Origin of the sequence: Asanoa ferruginea, from assembly GCF_003387075.1 — a bacterium.
Classification (GTDB): domain Bacteria; phylum Actinomycetota; class Actinomycetes; order Mycobacteriales; family Micromonosporaceae; genus Asanoa; species Asanoa ferruginea.
The window spans coordinates 8,657,739-8,683,896 of the sequence record NZ_QUMQ01000001.1; the positions used below are offsets into that span (position 1 = coordinate 8,657,739).

At 73.5% G+C, this 26,158-nt stretch carries 21 protein-coding genes; 10 read left to right on the forward strand and 11 right to left on the reverse strand.

Going from position 1 to position 26,158, the window contains the following annotated elements; genetic code table 11:
- Positions 1 to 10: 10 nt before the first annotated feature.
- Entirely contained in the window at positions 11 to 2,290 is a 2,280-nt protein-coding gene (locus tag DFJ67_RS40315; RefSeq protein ID WP_116074724.1) for a hypothetical protein, read from the forward strand.
- On the opposite strand, the gene DFJ67_RS40320 is transcribed toward DFJ67_RS40315, so the two are convergent.
- From DFJ67_RS40320 to lgt, 3 genes are all read right to left on the reverse strand, one after another.
- Positions 2,277 to 5,438: an AfsR/SARP family transcriptional regulator gene (locus tag DFJ67_RS40320; protein ID WP_116074726.1), complete on the reverse strand. Its 3,162-nt coding sequence runs from the start codon at positions 5,436 to 5,438 to the stop codon at positions 2,277 to 2,279. The genes DFJ67_RS40315 and DFJ67_RS40320 overlap by 14 nt on opposite strands.
- A gap of 107 nt (positions 5,439 to 5,545) precedes the next feature.
- Entirely contained in the window at positions 5,546 to 6,745 is a 1,200-nt protein-coding gene (locus DFJ67_RS40325; protein WP_116074728.1) for an FAD-dependent oxidoreductase, read from the reverse strand.
- 30 nt (positions 6,746 to 6,775) lie between these two features.
- On the reverse strand, positions 6,776 to 7,894 hold the full coding sequence (gene lgt, locus DFJ67_RS40330; protein WP_239097540.1) for a prolipoprotein diacylglyceryl transferase: 1,119 nt from the start codon (positions 7,892 to 7,894) through the stop codon (positions 6,776 to 6,778).
- A 138-nt stretch (positions 7,895 to 8,032) separates the two neighbouring features.
- Here lgt and DFJ67_RS40335 point away from each other — a divergent pair, with 138 nt between their 5' ends.
- The gene (locus tag DFJ67_RS40335; RefSeq protein WP_116074730.1) at positions 8,033 to 8,533 is read left to right on the forward strand and encodes an NUDIX hydrolase; all 501 of its coding nucleotides are present in this window, start codon (positions 8,033 to 8,035) and stop codon (positions 8,531 to 8,533) included.
- Positions 8,534 to 8,555: 22 nt separating this feature from the next.
- On the opposite strand, the gene trpA is transcribed toward DFJ67_RS40335, so the two are convergent.
- Genes trpA through trpC form a run of 3 tightly spaced genes read right to left on the reverse strand, consistent with a single transcriptional unit; the run spans position 8,556 to position 11,422 of the window.
- Positions 8,556 to 9,359 (reverse strand): tryptophan synthase subunit alpha, encoded by an 804-nt coding sequence (trpA, locus tag DFJ67_RS40340; protein WP_116074733.1) that lies wholly within the window; start codon positions 9,357 to 9,359, stop codon positions 8,556 to 8,558.
- A complete protein-coding gene (trpB, locus tag DFJ67_RS40345; protein WP_116074736.1) occupies positions 9,360 to 10,565 on the reverse strand; it encodes a tryptophan synthase subunit beta in 1,206 nt (401 codons plus the stop codon). It abuts the gene before it with no gap.
- A complete protein-coding gene (trpC, locus tag DFJ67_RS40350) occupies positions 10,562 to 11,422 on the reverse strand; it encodes an indole-3-glycerol phosphate synthase TrpC (RefSeq protein WP_239097539.1) in 861 nt (286 codons plus the stop codon). Before trpC ends, trpB begins: the two co-directional genes overlap by 4 nt.
- A gap of 306 nt (positions 11,423 to 11,728) precedes the next feature.
- On the opposite strand from trpC, the gene DFJ67_RS40355 reads away from it, so the two are divergent.
- On the forward strand, positions 11,729 to 11,986 hold the full coding sequence (locus tag DFJ67_RS40355; protein WP_409362975.1) for a hypothetical protein: 258 nt from the start codon (positions 11,729 to 11,731) through the stop codon (positions 11,984 to 11,986).
- Here the strand turns inward: DFJ67_RS40355 and DFJ67_RS40360 are convergent.
- The 3 genes from DFJ67_RS40360 to hisI are packed head-to-tail and all read right to left on the reverse strand — an operon-like array spanning position 11,979 to position 14,379.
- Positions 11,979 to 12,485 (reverse strand): Trp biosynthesis-associated membrane protein, encoded by a 507-nt coding sequence (locus tag DFJ67_RS40360; protein WP_116074740.1) that lies wholly within the window; start codon positions 12,483 to 12,485, stop codon positions 11,979 to 11,981. The two genes, DFJ67_RS40355 and DFJ67_RS40360, sit on opposite strands and share 8 nt — an antisense overlap.
- Positions 12,482 to 14,026 carry an anthranilate synthase component I gene (locus DFJ67_RS40365; protein WP_116074742.1) on the reverse strand — a complete coding sequence of 515 codons (1,545 nt, stop codon included), beginning with the start codon at positions 14,024 to 14,026 and terminating at the stop codon, positions 12,482 to 12,484. The genes DFJ67_RS40360 and DFJ67_RS40365 overlap by 4 nt, the downstream gene beginning before the upstream one ends.
- A complete protein-coding gene (gene hisI / locus DFJ67_RS40370; protein ID WP_308442582.1) occupies positions 14,023 to 14,379 on the reverse strand; it encodes a phosphoribosyl-AMP cyclohydrolase in 357 nt (118 codons plus the stop codon). Before hisI ends, DFJ67_RS40365 begins: the two co-directional genes overlap by 4 nt.
- A 667-nt stretch (positions 14,380 to 15,046) precedes the next feature.
- Here hisI and DFJ67_RS40375 point away from each other — a divergent pair.
- From DFJ67_RS40375 to DFJ67_RS40395, 5 genes are all read left to right on the forward strand, one after another.
- Positions 15,047 to 17,578, forward strand: a complete 2,532-nt coding sequence (locus DFJ67_RS40375) for a midas domain-containing protein (protein ID WP_116074746.1) — start codon at positions 15,047 to 15,049, stop codon at positions 17,576 to 17,578.
- Positions 17,579 to 17,703: 125 nt separating this feature from the next.
- Complete coding sequence (locus tag DFJ67_RS40380) at positions 17,704 to 18,426, forward strand: ABC transporter ATP-binding protein (RefSeq protein WP_116074748.1); 723 nt, start codon at positions 17,704 to 17,706, stop codon at positions 18,424 to 18,426.
- Positions 18,426 to 19,163, forward strand: a complete 738-nt coding sequence (locus DFJ67_RS40385; RefSeq protein ID WP_116074750.1) for an ABC transporter permease — start codon at positions 18,426 to 18,428, stop codon at positions 19,161 to 19,163. Before DFJ67_RS40380 ends, DFJ67_RS40385 begins: the two co-directional genes overlap by 1 nt.
- Positions 19,164 to 19,222: 59 nt before the next feature.
- Positions 19,223 to 19,834 (forward strand): TetR/AcrR family transcriptional regulator, encoded by a 612-nt coding sequence (locus DFJ67_RS40390; protein ID WP_116074752.1) that lies wholly within the window; start codon positions 19,223 to 19,225, stop codon positions 19,832 to 19,834.
- A 10-nt stretch (positions 19,835 to 19,844) separates the two neighbouring features.
- A complete protein-coding gene (locus tag DFJ67_RS40395; protein WP_116074754.1) occupies positions 19,845 to 20,591 on the forward strand; it encodes a class I SAM-dependent methyltransferase in 747 nt (248 codons plus the stop codon).
- Here DFJ67_RS40395 and DFJ67_RS40400 read toward each other — a convergent pair whose 3' ends face one another.
- Positions 20,592 to 22,412, reverse strand: coding sequence for an ABC transporter ATP-binding protein (locus tag DFJ67_RS40400; protein ID WP_116074756.1), 1,821 nt, complete (start codon positions 22,410 to 22,412; stop codon positions 20,592 to 20,594).
- Complete coding sequence (locus DFJ67_RS40405; protein ID WP_239097654.1) at positions 22,409 to 24,283, reverse strand: ABC transporter ATP-binding protein; 1,875 nt, start codon at positions 24,281 to 24,283, stop codon at positions 22,409 to 22,411. Before DFJ67_RS40405 ends, DFJ67_RS40400 begins: the two co-directional genes overlap by 4 nt.
- 170 nt (positions 24,284 to 24,453) lie before the next feature.
- Here DFJ67_RS40405 and DFJ67_RS40410 point away from each other — a divergent pair, with 170 nt between their 5' ends.
- Both DFJ67_RS40410 and DFJ67_RS40415 read left to right on the forward strand, forming a co-directional pair.
- Positions 24,454 to 25,083, forward strand: coding sequence for a TIGR03085 family metal-binding protein (locus tag DFJ67_RS40410; protein ID WP_116074758.1), 630 nt, complete (start codon positions 24,454 to 24,456; stop codon positions 25,081 to 25,083).
- Positions 25,084 to 25,140: 57 nt separating this feature from the next.
- Positions 25,141 to 26,085: a terpene synthase family protein gene (locus DFJ67_RS40415; RefSeq protein ID WP_116074760.1), complete on the forward strand. Its 945-nt coding sequence runs from the start codon at positions 25,141 to 25,143 to the stop codon at positions 26,083 to 26,085.
- Positions 26,086 to 26,158: the final 73 nt, after the last annotated feature.

Here is a 26,158-nt window from a genome sequence, read left to right on the forward strand (position 1 = left end):
TCGTGGCGGCATGTCGTTGCGCGACGCGGACGACGCCGTCCGGCTGGCGGCGATCCGTCGGGCCGCCACCTCGGGCGAGGTCGGGCTGTTCGACGACCTGCTCGACCTGGCGTTGCACGACACCAGCGAGGTGCGCACCGAGGGCGGGCTGGCCGAGGTTTACGAGCACGTCGGCGACGCCGCCGCCGAGGCGCTGGGCCGGATCCTGCGCCGGCGCAGCGGGGTCGACCCGCGGGTGCGGGCGGTCGCGTTCGACCTCGCACACGACGACGACCGGGTCGCCACCTTGCTCTATTACCTGGGTACGCCCTACGAGCCGCTCCGCCGGGAGTTGCTGGAGCAGCCCGAAGGGCGGCTGCGGCTGCGTGCCGTCCGCGCCGTGCTGTCCACCGAGCGCCGCCCGGAGCTGAGCGCACGGCTCCTGGCGGACCCGTCGGCGGCGATCCGGGTGGAGGGGTTGCGCGGGCCGCGCCCCGACCGGGACACCTGCCTGCGCCTGCTGCGCGACGATCCCTCGCCGGAAGTGCGCCTGGTGGCGGCCCGCGAGCTGCGGTTCGCGCCGCAGGTCGGCAGCGAGCCGTTCGCGGCCGCCGCCCTGGTGGAGCGCGACCCGGCCGCCCGGGCGATGCTGCTGTCCTGCCTGGCCCGCCGCCGGCACGACCGCGCCAACGTCGCCGCCATCGTCGGCTTCCTCGCCGAGCCGGCCGCCTACCTGCGCCGCGACGCCGCCCAGGCACTGTCCGACGTGGACGATCCGGTGGCGGCGGCCGCGATCGGGCTGCGGCTGCTGGTCGAGCCCGATCGCAGTGCCCGGTCGGCGCTGCTCGCACACCAGCGGCTGCTGACCCACGTGCCGGAACTGCGCGACGTGCTCACCCGGTGGGCCCGCACCCCGGTCAACGACGGCGAGCACTGGTCGCTCGGCCGGGCGCTGGCCACGCCGGAGGCGGCGGCACCGGCTCCGGTCACGGATCCGGCGGGGCTGCTCCGCCCGGTCTTGCGCTGGGCGGTCGCGATGCTGGAGCCGGTGGTCGCCGCCAGCTACGACTACGGCGAGGCCGATGCCCGGGAACTGATCCGGATCTGGCTCGCCGGCGGCGACGACGACCTGCTCCGGCGGGTGTCGCTGGCCGAGGAGAACCTCTGGCACACCGACCCGCACGCGGCCAAGCTCACGCCCGTCTGGGACATCGCGGGTGCCGCGCGCGCCACCGACCTCGCCTGGGCCCGGCGGATCGGTCTGGCGGCCGCCGCCGAGCAGGGCCGCCTCGACGCGACCGCCCGCGGGCAGGATCCGGCCCGCGGCCCGCTCGTCGCCGCCGCACGGGCCACCGCGCTCGCCGAACTGGCACACCGGCTGCTCGCCGTGCTCCTGGCCGCCGGCGTCGACCCACCGGCACCCGGGCCGCTGGTCGACCTGGTCCGCGCGGGTGAGGACCTGGTCGAGGCGTTCCGCGAGACGCTCGGACCCGACGACAGTCCCGCCCGGTTGTCACTCGGCATGCGCCCCGACGAGGACGCGGCCTATCGCCGGGTCCTGGCCGCCGCCGCGGGCCTGGGCGCCGACGACCCCGACCTGGGGGCCACCGCCGTGCGGCGGCTGGTCGAGCATGCGGGCGACGCCGTCCGCGCCTGGCTGGCGGCGCTGGTCGTGGACGGCCGGGCGCCGCTGCGGTTCTCCGGTGTGGCCGGCAGGACCGCGCCGGCGCCCCTCGGCCCGGCCGCCCGGGCCTACGCGGTGGACCGGGCCGCGGTCTGGCTGCGCGACGGCCGCCCGACCGGCCCGATCCGGCCCGGCGCGGCCGACGACCTGCTCCGCCGGCGCCGCGATGACACCGACCTCGAGCGGCTGTTCCGGCTGATCGCCGAGGAACGGGTGGCGCACTGGCACCGCGAGGTCGCGCGTGCCGCCCTGGCCGGGGAACCACCGGCCCGGACGGAGCCGTTCGGCCCGGACCTGCTGGACCCGGCCCGTCCGCTGGACGAGCCGGGCGACCTGGTGCGGCTGTCCAACGGCGCGCTCGTCCCGCTGACGCCGGGCCGGCCGGTCTTGATGACCAGCCGGGCGTGGCCGGAACGGGCGGGCCGGTCGGTGCGCTGCGCGCACTGCGGCGGCGACCTGACCGTGCAGGGTCCGGTCCCGTCGACCCACGTCGACGACGACGGCTACGGGCGGGTGGAGCGGTGGTTCGCCGCCACGCTCACCGGCGACTGCCCCGCCTGCGGCAACGGATCCAGCGCGACGGTCCGGCTGACGCTGACCGACGAGCCGGCGCTCAGCTGGGAGTGAACCGACCGGGATCGGCCGTCGCGGCCCGGGGCAGGGCCACCACCGACGGCTCGGCCGAGGTGGTGACCAGGGTGTCGATGTTGGCGACCCGGCCGGCCTGGTGTGCCGCCGCGTAGGCGTCTTCGCCGAGCAGCGCCCGCAGCCCGGCCGCGGTCGCGGCCAACTCGTGCAGCTCGCAGGCCGGCACCGGGGTGCCCAGCTCGGTGCGGATCGTCGCGGCCGCGCCGAGCAGCGCGGCCCCGCGCTCGGCCACGCCGACCACCCGGGCCGCCTCGGCCAGGGCTTCCAGCACGCTCGCGGTGCGCCAGCGGTCGCCGACCTGGCGGTGCGTCGCCAGGCTGCGGGTCAGGTGGGAGACCGCCCGGCCGGTGCGGCCGGCCCGCAGCTCGACCAGGCCGCGCAGGTTGTGTGCCCAGCCCAGGCCCTCCGGGAAGGCCAGCGCGGAGAAGCGTTCGAGGGCGCTGTCGAGCAGCGACGCGGCCCGGTCGGCGTCGCCCTGGTAGAGCGCGACCGCGCCGAGGTTCATCAGTGCGGTCGCCGCCGCCTCGGGGTCGCCGAGCCGTTCGAAGCCGTCGAGGCTGGCGCGCAGCTTCGCCTCCGCGCGGTCGAGGTCGGTGCCGAGCCAGGCGGTGAAGCCGCGCAGCAGCGCCGACTGGGCGATCCCCCACGCGTCGCCGTGCACCGCGAACAGCCGCGCGGCCGCGTCGAGGTGAGCGGCGGAGACCTTGTATTCGGCGCGCTCGCGGGCCACCGAACCGAGGGTGAGCTCGACCCGGGCCTCCCCCAGCGGGTCGCCGGCCGCGCGGCAGGCGGTGCGGGCCGCCGCCGCGTGCGTGGCCGCGCCCGGGTAGTCGCACAGCAGCATCGAGAGCATCGCGGCGCCGGCGAGGGCCTGGGCGCGTAGCGCGGCCGGTGCGTCGGGGTGCCGGGCCAGCGCGTCGACCAGCCAGCCGCGGCCGTCACGGTAGTAGCCCTCCAGCCGGCAGTAGTTGGCCAGCGCGCCGGCCAGCCGCAGGTCGCCGTGCGGCTCGACGGCGGCACCGGGGCCGGCCAGCCAGACCATCGCGGCGCGCAGGTTGGCCGCCTCGCGGCGCAGCCGGCCGAGCCACCAGCCCTGCGCCGAGCCGCGCAGCCCGCCACCGGCGCGCTCGGCCAGCGCCAGGAAGTGCCGGGCGTGTGCCCGCCGGGCCGCGCCCTCCTCCCCCGCGCCGCGCAGCCGGGCCAGGGCGTGCCAGTGGATCGGCATCAGCATCCGGTAGCGCGCGTCGGCACCGGGCCGCTGCGCCTCGACCAGCGACGCCTCGACGAGCGCGACCAGCCCTTCGGCCGCGGCCGGGCCGGCGACCGCCACGGCCGCTTCCGCGTCGAAGCCGCCGGCGAACACCGCGAGCCGGTCGAAGAGCGCGCGGGCGGGCGGGTCGAGCTGGTCCACACTGGACTCGACGGCGGCCGCCAGGGTGCGGTGCCGGGCCGGGGCGGTCGGGTCGGGGCTGCGCAGCACGCTGTGGTCGGCCAACAGCCGGGCGACGATCTCCGACACCGACAACACGGGGGTACGCGCGGCGGCGAGCTCGATCGCCAGCGGCAGCCCGTCGAGCTCGGCGCAGAGCCGGGCCACCGCGTCGGCGTCGGACTCGGGCACCGGGCGGCCGGCCCGGGCCCGGGCGCGCTCCAGGAAGAGCCGGCTCGCGGGATGGGCGGCCAGCCCGGCGATCGTGTGGTTGCCCTCGGGCGCCGGGCCGGCCAGCGGCGGCACCGGCACGGTCACCTCGGTCGGCAGCCGCAGCGCGATCCGGCTGGTGGCCAGGATGCGCAGCAACGGGCACCGGTCGAGCAGGATGCCGGCGAGTTCGGCGGCGCCGGCCACGACGTGTTCGCAGTTGTCGAGCAGCAGCAGCCCGTCGCCGGTGCCCAGCGCGTTGGCCAGCGTGTCGGCGATCGGCCGGCCCGGCTCGTCGCGTACGCCCAGCGCCGCCGCGACCGCGACGGCCACCCGCGCCGGCTCGTCGACCACGCTCAGGTCGACGAACCAGACCGGTGCCCGGTCGGCGGCGACCGCGACCGCGAGCCGGGTCTTGCCACTGCCGCCCGGCCCGGTCAGGGTGACCAGCCGCTCGTCGGCCAGCCGGCCGTTGACCTGCCCGGCCAGCCGGTCGCGCCCGATCAGCGGGGTCAGCGGCACCGGCAGCCCGGTGCGGGACGGCGCGGCCACGACCGGCGCCGGCTCGGGGCACGGCTCGGGTTGCTCCCACCAGCTCGCCAGCCCACCGGACCGGACCAGGGCGGCGATCTCGCCGAGCCGACGGCCCGGCTCGACGCCGAGGTTGTCGGCGACGGCGAGCACCGCCCGGTCGTAGACCGCGGCCGCCGCGCGCCGGCCGCGGGCGAACGCGGTCGCGGTCAGCAACAGCTCCCAGAGCCGCTCGCGCAGCGGGTGCCGGTCGAGCGCGTGTTCGAGGCCGGCGACCGCCTCCTCGGCGGCGGTGATCGCGGCCGTGCCGGCGGCCACCGTCTCGGGGTCGGCGGCGGGCGCGCCGGCCGCGGTCAGCGCGGCGGCCACCCGGCGCAGCAGGCACTCCCAGCGGTCTTCGATCGCGGCGGCGCGCATCTGCACCAGCCGGGTGCGCTCGGCCTGGACCCAGCCGAGCGGGTTGACCGCGCTGCCGGCCAGCGGGTCGCCGTCGAGGTCGACCTGCCAGAGCCGCAGCCCGGTGGCGAACCGGGCGGACGCGCCGGCCAGGTCGCCGTCGGTCATCAGCTCGCGGGCGCGGCGCAGCAGGTGGGTGAAGCGGCTGGCGTCGACGGCCCGGCCGGGCAGCCGGAGCACGTAGCCGTCGGGCACGCGACCGAGCAGCTCCGGCAGGCCCGCGTCGGTCAGCGCCTCGGTGAGCGCGGCCGCGGCGGCGTCGAGCCGGTCGCCGGCGCCGGCACCGCGTTGCCGTGGCACCGTCCACAGTGCGCTGCCGAGCTGGTCGGCCGGGACCGTCTCACCTGGACGGAGCGCGAGCACACCGAGCAGGTCGCGCGCGGCCGCCGGGAGGGGCACGTCGACGCCGTCCGCCAGCAGCCGCACCGGGCCGAGCAGACAGGCTTCGGCGCGGACCGGGCGTTGCCCGTCGACCGCCGCCCCTGCCCCGCCGTCTTCCACGCACGAACCCCCTGTTTCGGTAGCCGGTAGTCTGCCCGCCCGGCGACCGTGGGGTTATGGCACGTTCGGCCCCCCTGGGCCGGGTTGCTCGGCCGCTTACTGATCGGTCACGCGGGGGGCCGCCACTGTGCGGCGGTGGTCGCGGCGCTGCCCATCAGGCGCGGGGTGATCTGGCCGAGCGCCGCGTCGCGGGCCCGCAGGGCGAGCCGGCCGCGGGTCTGTAGCACCGCCGACATCCGCCGGGTCTGCCGCACCATCGTCGCGGCGCGCGGCCGGCGCTCCCGGTCGTAGCCCTCGATGGCCCGGCGCAGCGCGAGGCCCGGCGTCGCGTCGCGGACCGCGCCCGCGAGCGTGGCCGCGTCTTCGAACGCGAGGCAGGCGCCCTGGCCGAGGTGATGGGGCATGGCGTGGGCGGCGTCGCCGAGCAGCACCACGCCGCCCGGCCCGGACGCGAACGAGTAGGAGCGCGGCAGCGGGCGCAACTCGCGCACCTCCTGCTGCACCAGGTCGTCGGGCTCGGTCGCCTCGAGCAGGTCGGCGATCGGCTCGGGCCAGCCGGCATACCACCGGCGGAGCAGGCCGAGTTGGGTCGGCGGCGGCTCGGGGCGGGGCGCACCGGCGGCGGTGGCGACCCAGTAGACGCCACCGCGGGTGGAGCCGCCCGAGGAGCCGCGCTCGCCCAGCGACGCGGCCACGAACCGGTAGCCGGCGCCCAGCGTCTCGCCACCGACCGGGCGGCCGGCGAGGCTCTTCGGTGCCCGGTACCACGGGATGACCGCGCGCCAGGCCGTGCAGCCGGAGCTGACCACGGCCGACTCCGGCGCGAGGCGGGACCGGACCGCGCTGTCGATGCCGTCGGCGGCGACCACCAGGTCGGCCGCGAACGGCTGCCGGCCGGCGGTGACCACGGGCCGCTCGCTGTCGCCGATGCGCACGTCGCCGACCTGGATGCCGGTGCGGATGTCGATGCGGTCGCCGAGCCCGGCGATCAGCGCGTCGTGGAGGTCTTCGCGGTGCACGACGACCGGCGCGCGGTGGGCCGCGACGGGCCGCGGCTGCACCAGCCAGTGGCCGTCGGGGCGCCGGACGCCGGTCTCGCCGAGCGGGGTGCCGATCGCGTCGAGGCCGTCACCGAGCCCGAGGGCGCGCAGGGCCCGGATGCCGTTGGGCCAGAGCACCAGCGCGGTGCGGCCCGGGCGCACCCGGTCGGCCTGCTCGAGGAGGGTGACCTGCCAACCTGACCGGGCCAGCGCCCCGGCCGCCGCCAGGCCGCCGATGCCAGCGCCCACCACCACGGCCGTACGCATGGCACCGCCTCTCCGGGGTGGTTGGTCGGATCAGCGGTCGTCGGCGCGGCTGCCCGCGCCGGCGGCCGTGGTGTCGCTGTCGTGCTCATCATCCGGGTCGTCGGTGCCGGCGTCGGCGGACTCGCCGTCCGTCGCGGCCACGACGACCCCGTCCGGGTCATCGTCGGGCACCGCGCCGGTCTCCTGGTAGGCCCGGAACTGCTCTTCGCTGACCACCCGGTAGCCGGTCGGGATCGCCGCGGCGGTTGGCTTCGACGAGACGTCGACGGTGGAGATGTCGCCGGCGGCCGGCGCCGGGGTGGGCACGTCGAGACCGGTCGGGATGACGTATTCGCGCGGGCCCTTGACCCGCAGGAAGTAGATCAGCGCGCCGACGAACACGATCGCGGCGACGAAGACGTTGATCCGCACACCGGCGATGTGTGTCGCCGTGTCGTCGCGGAGGATCTCGATGAAGAACCGGCCGAGGGTGTAGCCCATCACGTACACCGCGAAGGCGCGCCCCTTGCCGAACTTGAACTTGCGGTCGAGGGCGATCACCACGCCGGCGATGAGCACGTCCCAGACCAGCTCGTAGAGGAACGTCGGCTGGTAGAGCCCAGGGCGCAGCACCGGCTCGCCGTCGACCAGCGTGGGCCGGCCGGCCGAGTCCATCTCGTGCACCTCGAGGCCCCACGGCAGGGTCGTCTGCCGGCCGTAGAGCTCGTTGTTGAACCAGTTGCCGAGCCGGCCGATGCCCTGGGCCAGCGGGAGCCCGGGCGCGAGCGCGTCGGCGACCACGGTCAGCGGCAGGCCGAGCTGGCGGGCACCCAGCCACGCGCCGACGCCGCCGCCGGCCACCGCACCCCAGATGCCCAGGCCACCCTTCCAGATCTGGAGGGCCTCGAGCGGGTCACCGCCCTCGCCGAAGTAGGCGCCGGGCGAAGTGATCACGTGATAGATCCGGGCGCCGATGATGCCGAACGGCACCGCCCACACCGCGATGTCGAGGATCGCCCACTTGTGCGCGCCGCGCTGGCGGAGCCGGTATTCGGCCACGACGGCGGCGGCGATGATGCCCAGGATGATGCAGAGGGCATATGCCCGGATCGGAACCGGGCCGATCTGCCACACGGCGTGAGTGGGGCTCGGAATCGCGGCGAGGGTCACGGGACAACACGGTACCGTCGCGCATGGTGCAAGCGGCACCCCGGGTTCGTCCCGGATCTATCCGGACACCGCACGCATCGAGCGATGAGCCGGCACGACGGCTGACGTTCGCGCGCTCGCGGCGTACGGTCCAAGGGTATGAACTCCCTCACATCCGCGGTCGCCGCGATCGTCACCGACGACGCCGGCCGCGTGCTGCTCTGCCAGCAGAGCCAGGGACACCGCCGGTGGGGGCTGCCGGGCGGGAAGGTCCGTGAGAACGAGAGTCCCATCCATGCCATCGGTCGCGACGTACGCGAGGAGATCGGCACGGATGTCGAGATCATCGACCTGGTCGGCATCTACGAGTTGTGCGGGCAGGATCTGCCCGAACTCGTGGTGCACGTGTTCCGGTGTCACGACGCCCGCGGCGAGGCCCTGTTACACACGCCGCAGCGGATCTGTCGGCTGAGCTGGCACGACACCGACGACCTGCCACAGCCGATGACGCCGACCACCCGCATGGCGATCGCCGACGCGGTTGCCGGCCGGGCCGGCGTGCTGTCGCGGGTCGAGCGCGATCCCGAGCCCGACTATCCCGACGCCGGCGACACGGCCGACCAGGCCAGCCAGGACGTCGTGGTCGGTCTGGCCGGCTGAGTCGGTCTGGCCGGCTGATCCCTCAGCGGTTGACCCCACGCACCCCGGCGGCCAGTTCCGCCGACAACTGCCGCAGCGATGCCAGGCCCGACGCCTCGTCGTCGGCGTCGAGCACGCAGCGGACCAGCGCGCTGCCGACGATCACCCCGTCGGCGAACGAGCCGACCTCGGCGGCCTGCGCACCGTCGCGGACGCCGAGCCCGACACCGACCGGCAGCTCGGAGTTGACCGCGCGGATCCGCGCGACCAGGGCCGGTGCGGCCGTCGAGGTCTGCTCGCGGGCGCCGGTGACGCCCATCAGCGCGGTGGCGTAGACGAAGCCGCGGCAGTGCGCCACGGTCATCGCCAGTCGGGCGTCGGTCGACGAGGGCGAGACCAGGAACGTGCGGTCGAGCCCGTGCGCGTCGGAGGCGGCCAGCCAGTCGTGCGCCTCGTCGGGGATCAGGTCGGGCGTGATCAGCCCGGTGCCACCGGCGGCGGCGTAGTCGCGCGCGAACCGGTCGACACCGTATTGCTCGATGGGGTTCCAGTAGGTCATCGTGACCACCGGTGCGCCCGTGGCGGCGACGGCCTCGACGACCCGCATCGTGTCGGCCACCCGGACTCCGCCGGCCAGTGCGATGTCGCTGGCCTTCTGGATCACCGGGCCGTCCATCACCGGGTCGCTGTAGGGGATCTCCAACTCGATGACGTCGACGCCGGACTCGACCATCGCCTTCATCGCGGCGATGCTGCCGTCGACGGTGGGGAAACCGATCGGCATGCAGCCGACCAGCACCGCCCGGCCTTCGGCGCGGGCCTTCTCGAACGCGACAGCAATGCTCATTTACAAGATCCCGAAGTAGTTGCCGGCGGTGTGCACGTCTTTGTCGCCGCGGCCGGACAGGTTGACCACGATGGTCGGCTGGCGGCCGAGGGTCTCGGTCAGCTCCGGGATGATCCGCAGCGTGCCGGCCAGCGCGTGGGCGCTCTCGATCGCCGGGATGATCCCCTCGGTGCGGCAGAGGAGCTGGAACGCGCTCATCGCCTCGGCGTCGTCGACCGGCAGGTAGGTCGCCCGCCCGGTGTCGTGCAGCCAGGCGTGCTCCGGGCCGACGGCCGGGTAGTCGAGGCCGGCCGAGATCGAGTGCGACTCCAGGGTCTGCCCGTCGGCGTCCTGGAGCACGTAGGTGCGGGCGCCGTGCAGCACGCCCTTCGAGCCCGCCGTGATCGACGCCGCGGTGCGGCCGGTGGCCACCCCGTCGCCGCCGGCCTCGAAGCCGTAGAGCCGGACCGACTCGTCGGGGACGAACGCGTGGAAGATGCCGATCGCGTTGGAGCCGCCGCCGACGCAGGCGGTGACCGCGTCGGGCAGCCCGCCGAGCGTTTCGAGCGACTGCGCGCGGGCCTCCCGGCCGATGCCGGAGACGAAGTCGCGGACGAGCTCCGGGAACGGGTGCGGGCCGGCCGCCGTACCCAGGAGGTAGTGGGTTTCGTCGACCGAGGCGACCCAGTCGCGAAGGGCCTCGTTGAGCGCGTCCTTGAGGGTGCGGGAACCGTTGGTCACCGGGATGACCGTGGCGCCCAGCATCCGCATCCGGGCGACGTTGAGCGCCTGCCGCTCGGTGTCGAGCTCGCCCATGTAGACCACGCACTCGAGGTCGAGATAGGCGGCGGCGGTCGCGGCGGCCACCCCGTGCTGGCCGGCGCCGGTCTCGGCGATCACCCGGCGCTTGCCCATCCGCTTGGTGAGCAGCGCCTGGCCGAGCACGTTGCGCACCTTGTGCGCGCCGGTGTGCAGCAGGTCTTCGCGCTTGAGCAGGATCCGCGCGCCCACGTGAGCGCTCAACCGGCCGGCCTCGTAGAGCATCGACGGAGCGCCCGCGTATTCGCGGAGCAGCCGGTCGAACTCGGCCACGAACTCGGGGTCGGCCTTGGCGCTGCGGTAGGCGGCGTCGAGCTCGTCGAGCGCGGCGACCAGCGCCTCCGGGATGAACCGGCCGCCGAAGGGCCCGAAGTGCCCGGTGGCGTCGGGCAGCAACAGGTCAGTCATCGCACCGGCCTCGGAGTCGCGGGGTGGTTGCCGGCGTTGACCAGCTCGGCGACCGCGTCGCGGGGGCTCTTCTGGGTCACCAGGCCCTCGCCGACCAGCACCGCGTCGGCGCCGGCGGAGGCGTAGCGGATGAGGTCGTGCGGTCCGCGTACGCCCGATTCAGCGATCTTGACGACGTTGTTGGGCAGCCCAGGGGCGATCCGCTCGAACACCGACCGGTCGACCTCGAGAGTGCGCAGGTCACGGGCGTTGACCCCGATCACCCGCGCGCCGGCCTCGAGAGCCCGGTCGGCCTCTTCCTCGTCGTGCACCTCGACCAGGGCGGTCATGCCGAGCGACTCGATCCGCTCCAGCAGACCGGTCAGCACGTTCTGCTCGAGCGCGGCGACGATCAGCAGCACCATGTCGGCGCCGTGCGCCCGCGCCTCGTGCACCTGATAACTGGAGACGACGAAGTCCTTGCGGAGCACCGGCACGTTGACGGCGGCCCGCACGGCGGCCAGGTCTTCGAGGGAGCCACCGAACCAGCGGCCCTCGGTCAGCACGCTGATGCAGCGGGCGCCACCGCCCGCGTATTCACTGGCCAGGTCGGCGGGGTCCGGGATGTCGGCGAGCTGCCCACGGGACGGCGAGGCGCGCTTGACCTCGGCGATCACCGCGACGCCGGGGCGGCGCAGCGCGGCATGGGCGTCACGGGCCGGCGGCGCGGCCGCGGCGAGGCGTTTGACCTCGTCGAGCGGGACCTGCTGCTGCCGACTTTCGACGTCTTCGCGCACGCCCGCGATGATTTCGTCGAGGACACTCACCGGCGTCGCCGGGTTGGCGCCGTCGTCACCCTGCGGTTGATCAGCACTCACCAACGGACTCCCCTTTCCGGGTGTCATGCGCCCGATGCTATGGCCCGCCGGACCGCGGACGGCGTCCGGGGTATGGGCCGTCTCACGCCGCGTGGTCGGGCATAATGCCCGGCCCGTCCCGGCGTGGGCCCCCGGGGGCCTGGTTACGTGGTGCTCCGCCGGCTGCTCACCCCGGTGACGCAGGCCGCATTCGCCACGGGGCGGACACTCTGGCGAAACAGCCCTCCGGGAGGATGTGGTCGGGCAAACTGGTCGACGGTGCCATTAGCGCACCGACCACAGGGGACTTGTTCATCGGGGCGGGGCATGGACGACACACTGTCACGGCAGCAAGGCGGGATCGCGGACCTTCCGCGGGCTGTCCTCTCGGCGGCATTCGGCGTCATCGACACCGCGCAGCGGGTCGTCGTCGGCGAGCGCATGCGCACGGCGCGGGGCAACGCCTGGGAGGCGATCTGCGCCGACCGGGCGCGGGCCGATCAGCGCGACGAGGTCCGACGTCACGTAGCGATGATCGTGACGATGCCGCCGCGCCGGAAGGCCACGGCCCGCTCGCTCACCTGACCGTCGGGTCCTCACCGCGGTCGAGGGCGTTCCAGGCGTCGGTCGTACCCCCGGTAGAGCTCTTGTCCGGCGACCGGTCGTAGCGCGCGCCCATGCCCGGCCAGCGGTGCCCGGCCACGACGGCGGCCAGCCCACCGACCACCACCAGCACCCCGCCGACCACGGTCAGGGCCGGCCACGCGGTGCTGGCGTCGAACGCCCGGTCGAGCGCGAGACCCACCAGGGCCACACCGACAAGCAGCACGAGTACGCCGACGGCGCCGCGACCCAGCCCGCGGGTGGCGAGCAGCGCGCCGGCGCCGGCCAGCCCCACGATCGCCAGCGCCGACAGGCCGGGGATCAGGTCGCCGCCGGACTGGTTGAAGCTCGACGGTGGCAGCGGCGACACGCTGTGCGTGTAGCCGGTCTCCCAGGTGCGGCCCGCCGCGATGAACGCGAGCCCAGCGCCGACCACGCAGAACAGCACCGCCATCGTGAGCTGCCGCCGGGGGTTCTTCATCGCGCGGCCCGAAGGGTCTCGGCGGCGGTGATGGCGGCCAGCACCGCGGCGGCCTTGTTCTGGGTCTCGCGCTCCTCGGCGGCCGGGTCGGAGTCGGCGACGATGCCGGCGCCCGCCTGCACGTAGGCGCGGCCGTCGCGGATCAGCGCGGTGCGGATCGCGATCGCCATGTCGAGGTCGCCGCCGAAGCCCAGATAGCCCACGGTCCCGCCGTAGACACCGCGCCGGGTCGGCTCGAGCTCCTCGATGATCTCCATCGCCCGGACCTTCGGCGCGCCCGACAGCGTGCCCGCCGGGAACGTGGCCGCCAGAGCGTCGAACGCGCTCTGGTCGTCGCGGAGTTGCCCGACCACGGTCGAGACGATGTGCATGACGTGGCTGTAGCGCTCGATGGTGGCGAACTCCGGCACCTCGACCGTGCCCGGCACGCAGACCCGGCCCAGGTCGTTGCGGCCGAGATCGACCAGCATCACGTGCTCGGCCCGCTCCTTGGGGTCGCCCAGCAACTCGGTCGCGAGCTGCCCGTCGTGCTGCGGGTCGCGCCCGCGCGGCCGGGTGCCGGCGATCGGGTGCAGCAGCGCCCGGCCGTCGCTGACCTTGAGGTGCGCCTCCGGCGACGAGCCGACGATGTCGAAGTCGTCGAAGCGCAGCAGATACATGTAAGGGCTGGGGTTGGTGGTGCGCAACACCCGGTAGACGTCGAGCGGGTCGGCGTTGGTGCGGCGCTCGAAGCGCTGCGAGACGACGATCTGGAAGCACTCGCCGGCCCGGATCGCCTCCTTGGCCAGCTCCACCGCCTTGGGGTAGCCGCCCTCCGGCGTGCGGCTCTCCAGCCGGGGCTCGGCCGGCGGGCGATCGATCGTGGAGATCATCGGCGGGGTTGGCCGGGACAGCGCCGAGGTCATCGCGTCGAGCCGGCCCACCGCGTGGTGGTAGGCGGCGGCGACCGCCTTCTCATCGGCTTCCGGGCCTCCCGGGCCTTCCGGGGGCAGGATCGCGTTGGCGACCAGGATCGCGGAGCCGGCGTAGTGGTCGAGCACCACCAGGTCGGTCGCCAGCATCATGCCCAGCTCGGGGACGCCGAGGTCGTCGTCGGCCAGCTCAGGCAGCTTCTCGAAGCGGCGCACCAGGTCGTAGGCCAGGTAGCCGACCATGCCACCGGTCAGCGGCGGGCCGTCGGGGTCGTGCCGCCGGCCGGTGAGCGCGTCGACCGTCGCCCGCAGCACGTCGACCGGGTCGCCGGTGGTCGGCACGCCCTCGGGCGGGCTGCCCAGCCACTCGGCCCGGCCGCCGCGCTCGACCAGCGTGGCCGCGCTGCGGACGCCGATGAACGAATAGCGGGACCAGGCCGTGCCGGCGCTGCCGGCGCCCTGCTCGGCCGACTCCAGCAGGAAGGTGCCCGGGCCGCCGGCCAGCTTGCGGTAGACGCCGACCGGGGTCTCGCCGTCGGCCAGCAGCCGCCGGGTGACCGGGACGACCCGGCCCGAGCGGGCCTGGTCGGCGAACTCCGCCAGGGTCGGTGTGACCGCGCCGGTGGTCATGCCCGCACCGGCAACTCGTCGGAGAAGCAGGTGGGCGTGCCCGTGTGGCAGGCCGGGCCGACCTGCTCGACGGTCAGCAGGATGGTGTCGCCGTCGCAGTCGAGGGAGGCGGCCTTGACGAACTGGTGGTTGCCGGAGGTGGCGCCCTTGACCCAGAGCTCGTTGCGGCTGCGCGACCAGTAGGTGGCCCGGCCGGTGGTGAGCGTGCGGTGCAGGGCCTCGTCGTTCATCCAGGCGAGCATCAGCACCTCACCGTCGTCGTGCCGGCGCACGACAGCCGGCACCAGCCCGTCGGCGGTGCGCTTCAAGCGGGCGGCGATCGCCGGGTCGAGACGGTCTTCGGTTGCGGCCACCCGGACAATTCTTCCTCACCCGCGCCCGGCGACGTTCCGGGGGATATCTGAGCGAAATCGGGGGCTGTGCTCGGGCGCCGTGGGCGGTAGTTTGTGCGTGCGCCGCCCGGGTTTTCCTCACCGGCGGGGCGCTTCCCTGCCTTATCCCCGCGCGTCCGTGCCGACACCCGTCCCCGGCTCACTTTCTGCGCCGGCGCACGGGTCCGACGCGTTCCGTTCCGGCAGTCGCGTCCCGTCTCCCCCACCCGTCCGGCGCGCCCCATCCTGGCATCGCCCGGCCGGGTGTCGTTACGGAGCGGACGGAGGACACCGCATGCAGCCCCAACCCCAGCCCGACCAGAGCGAGCCCGCATTCGCCGTGCCAGGGCAGCGCCCCCCTGGCGACGAGGTGCCGGGATCGGCGCTCGACGCCCTCGCCGCGGCACAGGCGACGGCCGAGCCCATCGAGTCGGCCCCGATCTCTGCCGCGCTGACCGAAACAACGATCGAAAACCCCGTCATCCATCCGGGTGAATCGGCGGCGACGCAACCGATCCCGCCGCTGGCGAGCCAGTTCCTGAGCAGCACCGCGCCGCTGTCGCCGTTGTCGCCCTGGGCGACCGCGCCGTCCGTCCCCGCGGAGTCCGCGCCGGACACCGCCGCCGACGCACCGGAGGCGGTCGAAGACGTGGCGGTCGAAGACGAGGCCGTTGCAGACGTGGCGGCTGACGACGTGGCTGAAGACGTGGCGGCTGAAGACGTGGCGCTCGACGAGGCCGAGGCCGAGGCGGTCGCCGACGCCGACGCGGCGGCGCTGGAGACCGACGAGGTCGAGGGCGCCGAAGTGGGCACCGAGGCGCCGGAGGCGGCTGCCGCGGCCGCGGCGGCCGACGACCCGGAGTTCGAGAAGGAGTGGCAGGCCCTCCTCGCCGAGGAAGCCGCCATCGCCGAACCCACCGCCGCCGCCACAGTGGACGTCGAGACCGACGAACAGCCCGAGGCCGCCGCGGAAGCGGTCGACGCCGAAACCGACGAAGCTCCGTCGGCGATCGCGGAGGTCGTCGAAGACGAGCCCGCCGCAGAGGCCGCCGAAGACGAGCCGACAGCGGTCACGGAGGTCGTCGAAGACGAATCCGCGGCAGAGACCGACGAGGGCGCCGAAGACGAGCCGACGGCGACCACCGAGGTCCTCGAAGCCGAGCCCGCCGCAGAAACCGACGAGACCGCCGAAGACGAACCGACGGCGGAAGCCGAGGTCCTCGAAGCCGAGCCCGCCGCAGAAACCGACGAGGCCATCGAAGACGAGCCGACGGCGGAAGCCGGGGACACCGTCGAAGACGAGCCCGCGGCGGAAGCCGAGGACACCGTCGAAGACGAGCCCACGGCGGAAGCCGAGGACACCGTCGAAGACGAGCCCACGGCCGAAGCCGAAGACACCGTCGAAGACGAGCCCACTGCAGAGGCCGAGGAGACTGCCGAAGACGAGCCGACGGCGATCACGGAGGTCGCCGAGGACGAGCCCGCGGCAGAGACCGGCGAGGCCGCCGACGACGAGCCGACGGCGGAAGCCGAGGACACCGTCGAAGACGAGCCCACGGCCGAAGCCGAAGACACCGTCGAAGACGAGCCCACGGCAGAGACCGAGGACACCGTCGAACACGAGCCCACGGCCGAAGCCGACGACACCGTCGAAGACGAGCCCACGGCCGAAGCCGAAGACACCGTCGAAGACGAGCCCACGGCCGAAGCCGACGACACCGTCGAAGACGAGCCCACGGCAGAGACCGAGGACACCGTCGAAGACGAGCCCACGGCCGAAGCCGAAGACACCGTCGAAGACGAGCCCACGGCAGAGACCGAGGACACCGTCGAAGACGAGCCCACGGCAGAGGCCGACGAAGTCACCGAAGCAGCGCTCGCCGCCGATGGCGAGGAAGCAGTCGAGGACGAAGCCGCGGCAGCCGACGGCGACGCCGCCGATGAGCCGGTGGCAGAAGCCGAGGTCGGCGAAGCCGCCGAAGACGAGGCGGAGGCCGAAGTCAGCGAGGACGCGCCGACCGCCGAGGCTGTCGGAGTCGTCGAAGAGGAGCCCGCCGCGGAGGCCGAAGATGCCGCCGACGACGAACCCGCCGCCGAAGTCACCGAGGACGAGCCGACCGCCGAGGTCGACGAAGTCACCGAAGGCGAACCGACGGCCGACGTCGACGAAGTCACCGAGGACGAGCCGGCGGCGGAAGCCACTGAGGTTGCCGAGGACGAACCAGCCGCCGAGGAGGAGCCCACGGCGGAAGCTGCCGAGGTGGTTGAGGACGAACCCGCCGCGGAAGCCGACGAGGCTGGGGAAGACGAGCCGACCGCCGAGGCCGACGAGGTCGCGGCGGACGAGCCGGCGGCCGAGGCCGAGGTAAGCGCCGACGAACCGGCGGCCGAGGCCGCGGAAGAGGCCGCTGCCGAAGCCGACGTGGCCGAGGATGTCGCCGACGACGAAGCCGCGGCAGACGTTGCCGAGGAAGAGCCCGTCGCTGAGGTCGAAGAGGCCTCCGACGACGAGCCTGTCGCCGAGGTTGCGGCTGACGCAGAGGACGAAGCCGAGGAAGAGCCCGTCGCTGAGGTCGAAGAGGCCTCCGACGACGAGCCTGTCGCCGAGGTTGCGGCTGACGCGGAGGACGAAGCCGCGGAAGAGCCCGAGGCCGACCTGGTCGAGACCGTGGCCGTTGACGCGCCGCCGGCTGAGGAAGCTGCCGACGACGAGGGGTTGGTCGAGACCGCCGAGGCGCCGCGGGCGGTGAGCGAGGAAGAGGAGAGCGGGGACACGGTCGAGTTCCCGCCTAGCTCCTACGAGATGGCGGCCGCCGTGGTCGCCGCGCCGACGCTCGCTGACATCGGGTCGCCGGCCGCCGACGTGCGGCCGGTCAGTGGGCCGCCGCTGCGGCCCGGTGATGTGCCGGAGACGCGGATCGCCGTCTGGAGTGCCGAGTCGGCTGACGCGTTGCGGGCCGAGTGGCACGAGGTGAAGGCGCAGTTCGTCGACGAGCCGGCCGAGGCCCTCGACCACGCGCAGGCCGTGGTGGCCCGTGCCGTGCAGCAGCTGGCCGAGACGCTCCTCGCCGAGCAGGTCGAACTCGACCCGCGCCGCGAAGAGGAAGCCCCCGACACTGAGGCGATGCGGGTGGCCATGCGCCGCTACCGCGACTTCCTCGATCGGATCCTGGCTCTCTAAAGCAAACAAAACCGGCAGCCCCGGTCCCCCGAACGTTGGGGGGCCGGGGCTGCTGCTTGCGTACACCCGTCTATTTCATCTACCGTTGAGTTCAACAAGCGTTGAATTTCAGAGACGGAGGACTGATGGAGACCGCGATCGAGGTCACCGACCTCGTGATCAACCGCGGCAAGCGGGAGGTGCTGCACGGTTTCACCTGCGCCATCCCGCGCGGCAGCATCACCGGGCTGCTCGGGCCCAGCGGCAGCGGCAAGACCACCCTCATGCGGGCCGTCGTCGGCGTGCAGGTCGTGAAATCCGGGCGGGTCACCGTCCTCGGTGAGCCGGCCGGATCCCCACCGCTGCGACGCAAGATCGGCTATCTGACGCAGGCGCCGAGCGTCTACGACGACCTCACGGTCCGGGAGAACGCCCGCTACTTCGCCTCGCTCTACGACCTCGGCGCCGCCGACGCCGACGCCGCCCTCGACGGGGTCGGGCTCTCCGGTGCCGCGCACCAGCTCGTCGGCAACCTCTCCGGTGGCCAGCGCAGCCGGGCCTCGCTGGCCTGCGCGATCGTCGGCCGGCCCGAGGTGCTCGTGCTCGACGAGCCCACCGTCGGGCAGGACCCGGTGCTCCGCGACGACCTCTGGGCCCAGTTCCGCGCCCTGGCCGCCGACGGCGCCACCATCCTGGTCTCCAGCCACGTGATGGACGAGGCCAACCGCTGTGACCGGCTGCTGCTGATCCGCGACGGCTACCTGATCGGCGACGACACCCCGGCCGCGATCAAGGCCACGGCCGGCACCGACGACCTCGACGAGGCGTTCCTGCGCATCATCCGTCAACAGGAGAAGGCGGCCGCGTGATGTCTCCGCACATCCTCGCCAGCACGATCGGCCGGATCGTCCGGCAACTGCGGCACGACCGGCGCACGGTCGGGCTCATCATCGTCGTACCCCTGCTGCTTCTGACCCTGCTCTATTTCATGTTCGACGAGCAGCCGCTGATGTTCGACAAGATCGCGCTGGTCATGCTCGGCATCTTCCCGTTCATCATCATGTTCCTGATCACCAGCATCGCGATGCTGCGGGAGCGCACCAGCGGCACGCTCGAGCGGCTCTTCACCACCCCGGTCGGCAAGCTCGACCTGCTGTTCGGCTACGGCATCGCGTTCGGCCTGGTCGCCACGCTCCAGGCGGCGGTCGCGTCCGGCCTGGCCTACTGGCTGTTCGATCTGGACACCGCCGGCAGTCTCTGGCTGGTCATCGTGATCGCGGTGGCCAACGCGGTGCTCGGTGTCGCGCTCGGGCTGCTGTGCAGCGCGTTCGCCCGCACCGAGTTCCAGGCGGTGCAGTTCATGCCGGTGGTCGCGATCCCGCAGATCCTGCTCTGCGGCCTGTTCGTCGCCCGCGACTCGATGGCCGGCTGGCTTCAGACGATCAGCGACGTGCTGCCGCTGTCCTATTCGGTCGAGGCGCTCACCGAGGTCGGCGCCCATGCCGACCCGACCGGCACGATGTGGCGTGACCTTGGCATCGTGATCGGCGCGATCATCCTCGCGCTCGTCCTCGGCGCCACCACCCTGCGCCGCCGCACGGCCTGACCCACCCTGGGGTCGGGCGTCGCAAGCTAGAGGCGCCCGACCCGAAAGAAAGGCTCGCAATGGTACGACGGACCGGCCGCCGCCCGGGCAACCCCGACACCCGTGACGCGATCCTCGGTGCCGCCCGCACCGCGTTCGCGGAGAAGGGTTTCGACGGCGCCTCCATCCGCCACATCGCGACCGTCGCGGGCGTCGACCCGGCGCTCGTGCACCACTATTTCGGCACCAAGGACAAGCTCTTCCTGGCCGCGATGAACTCGCCGATCGACCCCAGCGTGGTCATCCCGGAGGCGCTCGCCGGCGATCCCGACCTCGTCGGCGAGCGGCTGGTCCGGTTCTTCCTCGGCATCTGGGACTCGCCCGCGGGCAAGGCCGGCGTAGCGATGCTGCGCTCGGCGGTGAGCAGCGAGTGGACGGCCCGGCTGTTCCGCGAGTTCGTGGTCAGCCAGGTGCTGCGCCGGGTGCGGGCCGTCGTGCCGCTGCGGCCCGAAGAGGCCCAGATGCGGGTCAGCCTGGTGGCCAGCCAGCTCGCCGGGCTGGCCATGGCCCGCTATGTGATCAAGGTGGAGCCGCTCGCGTCCGCGCCGCCCGAGGTGCTGGTCGCGGCGATCGGCCCGACCATCCAGCGCTACGTGTTCGGCGATCTGCCCGGTGTCTGGCCCGACAGCTAGTCTGGCGCGCATGCCCGAGTCGCTGCCGTTCGACCGCGTCGCCGATCGCTACGACCAGACCCGCGGTGGCGAGAAGCGCGGCCGGGAGGTCGCCGCCGTGCTCGCGCCGCACCTGGTGCCCGGCCGGTCGCTGGAAATCGGCGTCGGCACCGGCCTGGTTTCCGCGGCGCTGGTCAAGCAACACGGCGTGCCCGCCGTCGGCGTCGACCTCTCCCCCGCGATGCTGACCCGGGCCCATGCCCGGCTGGGGGCCCGGGTGGCGGTCGGCGACGCCCGGTCGCTGCCGGTGCGCGACGCGAGCGTCGACAACGCGCTGTTCGTCGCCGCGCTCCACGCCATCGTCGACCTGGCGGCGGCGTTCACCGAGGCGCACCGGGTGGTCCGCACCGGCGGCCGGGTCGTGGTGCTGTCGGCGCCACCCGCCCGCGACCGCCGCGACGAGTTCGCGCCGCTGTTGGCCGGGCTACCTGGCAGCGACCGGCTGGACAACCCCGAGGCGGTGCTCGCCGCCGCCACGGCAGCCGGGCTGCGGGCCATCGAGGGACGCCAGGTCACCGTAGGCAGCCTGACCGAGTCACCGAACCGGCTCGCCGAGATCATCGAGACCCGCGCCTGGTCGAACCTCTGGAACGTCGACGGCGCGGTCTGGGCCAGCACGGTCATGCCGGTCGTGCGAGGTCTGCGCGATCTCCCCGACCCCGACGACCCGCGCGACCGCCCGCTGACCTTCCAGCTATCCGTGTTCGAACGGCCCTAGCTAGCGCGTCTGCTCGAGCCAGCTCGCGTAGAGCTTGGCGTAGATCGAATCCGGCGAGCGCAGCAGTTCCTCGTGCGGGCCGCGCTGCACGACGCGGCCCTTGTCGACCACGATCACCTCGTCGGCGCCCTGTGCCGTGGAGAGGCGGTGGGCGATGGCGACCGTGGTGCGGCCGCGGGTCACCGCGTCGAGCGTGCGCTGGAGCCGCACCTCGGTTGCCGGGTCGACGGCACTGGTCGCCTCGTCGAGCACCAGCAGGTCGGGATCGGCGACGTAGGCCCGGGCCAGCGCGACAAGCTGCCGCTCGCCCACGCTGAGCGCCTCGCCGCGCTCGCCCACCCGGGTCTGCAGCCCGTTGGGCAGGGCCTCGGCCCAGTCGATCAGGCCCAGCTCGGTGAACGCCAGTTCCAGGTCCTTGTCGGTCAGGTCGGGGCGGGCGAACCGGACGTTGTCGGCGACCGTGGCGTCGAACAGGAACCCGTCCTGCGGAACCATCACGACCCGGGACCGCAGCGAGTCGAAGCGGATCCGGTCGAGCGGCACCCCGGAGAGCTTCACGGAGCCGGTGGTCGGGTCCATCAGCCGGGTCAGCAGCTTCGCGAACGTCGTCTTGCCACTGCCGGTCTCGCCGACCACCGCGACCCGGGTCTTCGCCGGGATGTCGAGGTTGACGTCGTCGAGGACGATCGGGCCACCGTACGAGAAGGAGACGTCCTGGAATTTGATGTCGATCGGTCCGTCGGGCAGCACCAGCCCCTGCTCACCCGGGTCGGCCACGTCGGGACTGACGTCGAGCACGTCGAGCACGCGGCGCCAGCCGGCCACGGCGTTCTGCGCCTCGTTGAGCACCTCGGTGGCGATCTGCACCGGCTGGATGAAGAGCGTGACCAGGAAGAGGTAGGCGGTGAGCTGCCCGATCGACAGCGTGCCGCCGATACCGAGCTGCACGCCGACCACGACCACGGCGGCCGTGGCCAGGCCCGCGGCCAGCTCGCCGCTGGAGAAGCCGGTGACGCTGGTGCGCAGGGCGCGCATCTGTGCCACCCGGTAGTCGTCGATCGCCGTGTTGAGCCGCGCGCGGGTGCGGTCGGAGACCCCGTAGGCCCGGATCACCGGCGCGCCGACGACGCTCTCCGAGACCGCCGCGAGCAGCGTGCCCATCCGCCGCCGGACCGTGCCGTAGGTGACGGCGAGCCGCTTCTGGAAGGCCCGGATCACGAACACGGCGGGGGCGAAGGCGACCAGCACGACGATCGTGAGCTGCCACGAGTAGTAGGCCATCACGGCGGTCGTCACCAGCACCTGGCCGGCGCTGATCAGCAGGATCACGCCGCCCCACTGGAGGAACTGGGTGATCTGGTCGATGTCGCTGGTGACCCGGGAGACCAGCGAGCCGCGCCGTTCCGACTGCTGGTGCAGCATCGACAGATCGTGGATGTGGCGGAAGGTGCGCACCCGCACGTTGGCCAGCGCGGTCTCGCTGACCGTGAAGAGGCGGCGCATCATCAGATAGCCGCAGAGCGTGGTGATGGCCAGGACGCCCGCGGTGATCGCCACGACGGTGGAGACGAAGCCGACGTCGAGGCCGTTGGATCCGGCGATGCCCTTGTCGATGCCCTGCTGGATGGCGACCGGCACGGCGGCCCGGCCGACCATCGAGACGATGGCGAAGAACAGCGTGCCGGCCAGGCCGGTGCGCAGTTCGGGTGAGAGGGATAGCCCACGCCGGATGGTGGCCCAGGTCTTGGCGACAGGCTCGGGCGTGGTGGCCTCGGCCGGCTCGGTCGCGGCCTTCTCGGCCGTCGCGGCGGCGGTCGTCATGCGGTCACCGCCCCTTCGTCTTCGTAGACGTGCTCGCGCTCGCGGTCGGCCTCGGCGCGCTCGTAGGCGGTGACCAGGTCGGCGTAGCCCGGTGTGCTGGCCAGCAGCTCCTGGTGGGTGCCGGCGGCGACCACCCGGCCGTGCTCCAGGTAGACGACCTCGTCGGCGAGCGCGATCGTGGCCCGCCGGTAGGCGACCACCAGGATCGACGTGGGCTGTTCGCCGCCGCGCAGGCCGGCCAGGATGGCCGCCTCGACCCGCGGGTCGACCGCGCTGGTGGCGTCGTCGAGGATCAGCAGCCGGGGTTTGCCGGCCAGAGCCCGGGCCAGCGTGAGGCGCTGGCGCTGGCCGCCGGAGAGCGAGGTGCCGCGCTCGCCGACCATCGTGTCGAGCCCCTCGGGCAGGCTGCGGATGAAACCGTCGGCCTGGGCCAGGCGCAGTGCCGCCCAGACCACCTCGTCGTCGACGCCCTCGCGGTCGAGGGCCACGTTGGCCCGGACCGTGTCGTCGAAGATGAACGGGATCTGCGCGACCAGCGCGGTCGTGCCGGCCAGCGCGGCGGCGGTCAGGTCGCGCAGGTGGTGCTCGTCGACGATGACGCGACCTTTGTCGGGGTCGACCAGGCGCACGGCGAGCGACGCGATCGTCGACTTGCCGGAGCCGGTCGGGCCGACCAGGGCGACCGTGCGGCCCTCGGGGACGACCAGGCTGATGTCGTGCAGGACGGTCGGGCCCTGCTCCTCGGCGGTGGCGGTGGCGACCATGTCGTCGTTGGCGGTGTCGGCGCCGGCCGGGTAGGCGTAGTCGACGCCGTCGAAGGCGAGCCGCGCGGGCTCGTCCGATTTTTCCGGATTTATCGTGCCGTAACGCATCTCGCCCGTCGCCGTCAGCACGTGCTGGAGCCGGTCCCAGCCGGCCACGCTGCGCGGCAACTCGGCCAGCACCCAGCCGATCGCCCGCACCGGGAACGCCAGCACGGTGAACAGGAACGCGACACTGACCAGGTCGGTGACGGTGATGTCGCCGGCCCGCAGGCGCAGCGTGCCGACCACCAGCACGGCCAGCGTGCCGAGGCTGGGCAGCGTCTCCATCAACGGATCGAAGAGGCCGCGCAGCCGGCCCACCGAGATCAGCGCGTCGCGCAGTTCGCGGGCGTGCGCGGCGAAGCGGTCGGTCTCCGTGCCCTCGCGGCCCATCGTCTTGACCACCAGCGCGCCGTCGAAGCTCTCGTGCGCGATCGCGCTGACCTCGCCCCGCATCAACTGGGCGCGGGCCTGCCGCGGCGCCATCCGGCGCGAGTAGAAGACGTTGATCAGGGCCAGGCCGACGAACGTGGCCACACCGACCAGAGCCAGCACCCAGTCGGTGAAGAAGAGCGAGCCGACGGCGCCGAACAGCATCACCATCGTGCCGACTGCGAACGGCAGCGGCGCGATCGGGAACCAGGCGGCCTCGACGTCGGAGTTGGCGTTGGACAGCAAGGTGCCGGTCGCGTGCCGGTGGTGCCAGGACAGCGGCAGGTCGAGGTAGCGGCCGGTGACCAGCCGCCGGTAGCGGGCCTGGAGCCGGAACTGCATGTAGCCGGCGCCGAGCCGGCGGCCGAAGATGCCGACCACCCGGAACGCGCTGATCGCGAGGAGCGCGGCCGCGCCGAGCCAGAGCAGTGCGTCGTTGACCTCGCCGGTTTCCAGGGCCGGCACGATGATCTTGCCGACGATGTGGCCGATCACGTAGGCGCTGCCGACGACCAGCCCGCCGAACAGGACGCTGCCGCCGACGGCGAAAGTGAAGATCCGCGGTTCGTCGCGGATCGCCCGGCCGAGCACGCGGAAACCCCGGGCGAGCACGTCCCGGCTGGTCACGCTCGCCACGTTGGTGCCCCTTTAGCTTGTCGACTCAGCTCGATGGCTCCCCGCGCGGACCTGGGGTAAGCCACGGAATTCACACTTATCCTTACCGAACCAAGCCCTGTGTGCGAGCGGGTATTCCCTGTGTCCACGCTCACAGGGACGTTTCAGACACCATGCGTACGATTCTCGCCATGTCCCGGTTCGTACGCTCCGAACGGCAGAAACTGGCCGACCTTTTCGTCACCGTCGGTCCGGAAGCGCCGACGATGTGCACCGGTTGGGCCGCCCGCGACCTCGCCGCCCACCTGGTCCTGCGGGAGCGCCGGCCCGACGCGAGCCTGGGCATGTTCCTCCCTCCCCTGCGCCCGCATGCCAAGGCCACCCAGCGCGCGTTCGCCGCCCGGCCCTACCCCGACCTGGTCGAGTTGGTGCGCAACCCACCGCTGTGGAGCCCGGTCAGCAACCCGCTGACCGAGGGGCTGACCAACACGCTCGAGTTCTTCGTGCACCACGAGGACGTCCGCCGGGCCCAGCCCGACTGGCACCCGCGCGACCTGCCCAAGGAAGACCAGACGGCGCTCTGGAAGCAGGCGTCGCTGACCGCCCGGCTGCGGCTGCGCAAGTTCCCGGCCGCGCTGCTGGTGCAAGCGCCCGGCTTCGGCGAGGTGACCACCGGCGCCGGTGGCGAGCGGCTCCGGCTGGTCGGCGCACCCGGTGAGCTGGCCTATTTCCTGTCCGGCCGGCAGCGGGCCACCCGGGTCCAGATCGACGGGCCGCCGGCGCTGGCCGATCGGCTGCGCGGCACGCCGCTGAAGATCTGAGTCCGTAGCCGAACCACTGGTTCCCCCGGCCCCTTCGCGGCCCGCATCATCGATGGGATGCGGACGTTCGCCGTGGCGGCGCTGATCGCGCCGCCTTACGAGGCCCTCGTCCACGAGGCGGTCGACGAGGTCACCGCCCACTCCGCCGACTGGGCCGACGCGTTCGGGCTGGCACCGACGCCGGCGGCCCGGGCCCGGCTGTCCCGGGCCAACGCCGCCGAGCTCGCCGCGCGGGCCTGCCCCGAGGTCTCGGTCAGCGCGGTCCGGCTGCTGGCTGACCTGATCACCTGGCTGTTCGCCTTCGACGACCGGTGCGACGAAGACGAGCTGGGCACCAACCCGGGCCGGCTGGCACCGGCGCTGGCGCCGCTGCTCGAGGTGGTCGACCGGTTCGGCACCGCCGCGCACACCGACTATCAACCGGCAGGGCCGACCGCGGCCGCGCTGCACGACCTGTGCCGGCGGGTCCGGGCACTGGGCCAGCCCGGCGGGCTGCTCCGTTTCTCGGCCGCCATGCGGGAGTACCTGTTCGCGCTGCTCTGGGAAGCGACCAACCGGCAGTTACGAAGGGTGCCCCGGTTCGCCGAGTATGTGCAGATGCGCCGGCACACCGGCGCGGTGCTGCCCAGCTTCGCCCTCACCGACCTGGCCACCGACGGGCTGGCCGGCACGGTCGACCGGATCGACCCGCGGGTGGTCCGGCTCGAGCTGCTCGCCGCCGATCTCGTCTGCTGGTGCAACGACGTCTTCTCCTATGGCAAGGAGCGACTGCACGACGGTCAAAATCTTGCGACAGTCATCGCATACGAGCTGGGCTGGCCGGAACGCGCGGCGCTGGCCGAGGCGGCGGCGCGCTACAACGCGGGGCTGGCCGCCTACGGCACGCTGGAGGCCGAGGTGCTCCTTGCTGCCGACGGCCGGCTGACCAGGATGTTGCTGGCCCGGCGGCGGTGGCTGCGCGGCACGTACGACTGGTCGCTCGGCGCTCTTCGCTATTCCTGACCCGTACCCCCTGAGTCTTGGTTAAAGACCCTGGTCAGTCCCATGATCGACACGTGCACGCGGGGGCTGGCAT

Excerpts from the sequence above, each read along its gene's own strand:
- trpA (WP_116074733.1), bottom strand. The coding sequence starts at position 9,359 with ATGAGCATTGCTGTCGCGTTCGAGAAGGCCCGCGCCGAAGGCCGGGCG.
- DFJ67_RS40395 (WP_116074754.1), top strand. The coding sequence starts at position 19,845 with ATGCCCGAGTCGCTGCCGTTCGACCGCGTCGCCGATCGCTACGACCAG.
- trpB (WP_116074736.1), bottom strand. The coding sequence starts at position 10,565 with ATGACTGACCTGTTGCTGCCCGACGCCACCGGGCACTTCGGGCCCTTC.
- DFJ67_RS40415 (WP_116074760.1), top strand. The coding sequence starts at position 25,141 with ATGCGGACGTTCGCCGTGGCGGCGCTGATCGCGCCGCCTTACGAGGCC.
- DFJ67_RS40325 (WP_116074728.1), bottom strand. The coding sequence starts at position 6,745 with ATGCGTACGGCCGTGGTGGTGGGCGCTGGCATCGGCGGCCTGGCGGCG.
- DFJ67_RS40355 (WP_409362975.1), top strand. The coding sequence starts at position 11,729 with ATGGACGACACACTGTCACGGCAGCAAGGCGGGATCGCGGACCTTCCG.
- DFJ67_RS40410 (WP_116074758.1), top strand. The coding sequence starts at position 24,454 with ATGTCCCGGTTCGTACGCTCCGAACGGCAGAAACTGGCCGACCTTTTC.
- DFJ67_RS40390 (WP_116074752.1), top strand. The coding sequence starts at position 19,223 with ATGGTACGACGGACCGGCCGCCGCCCGGGCAACCCCGACACCCGTGAC.
- DFJ67_RS40360 (WP_116074740.1), bottom strand. The coding sequence starts at position 12,485 with ATGAAGAACCCCCGGCGGCAGCTCACGATGGCGGTGCTGTTCTGCGTG.
- DFJ67_RS40365 (WP_116074742.1), bottom strand. The coding sequence starts at position 14,026 with ATGACCACCGGCGCGGTCACACCGACCCTGGCGGAGTTCGCCGACCAG.
- DFJ67_RS40335 (WP_116074730.1), top strand. The coding sequence starts at position 8,033 with ATGAACTCCCTCACATCCGCGGTCGCCGCGATCGTCACCGACGACGCC.
- DFJ67_RS40315 (WP_116074724.1), top strand. The coding sequence starts at position 11 with ATGTCGTTGCGCGACGCGGACGACGCCGTCCGGCTGGCGGCGATCCGT.
- DFJ67_RS40380 (WP_116074748.1), top strand. The coding sequence starts at position 17,704 with ATGGAGACCGCGATCGAGGTCACCGACCTCGTGATCAACCGCGGCAAG.
- DFJ67_RS40385 (WP_116074750.1), top strand. The coding sequence starts at position 18,426 with ATGTCTCCGCACATCCTCGCCAGCACGATCGGCCGGATCGTCCGGCAA.
- DFJ67_RS40400 (WP_116074756.1), bottom strand. The coding sequence starts at position 22,412 with ATGACGACCGCCGCCGCGACGGCCGAGAAGGCCGCGACCGAGCCGGCC.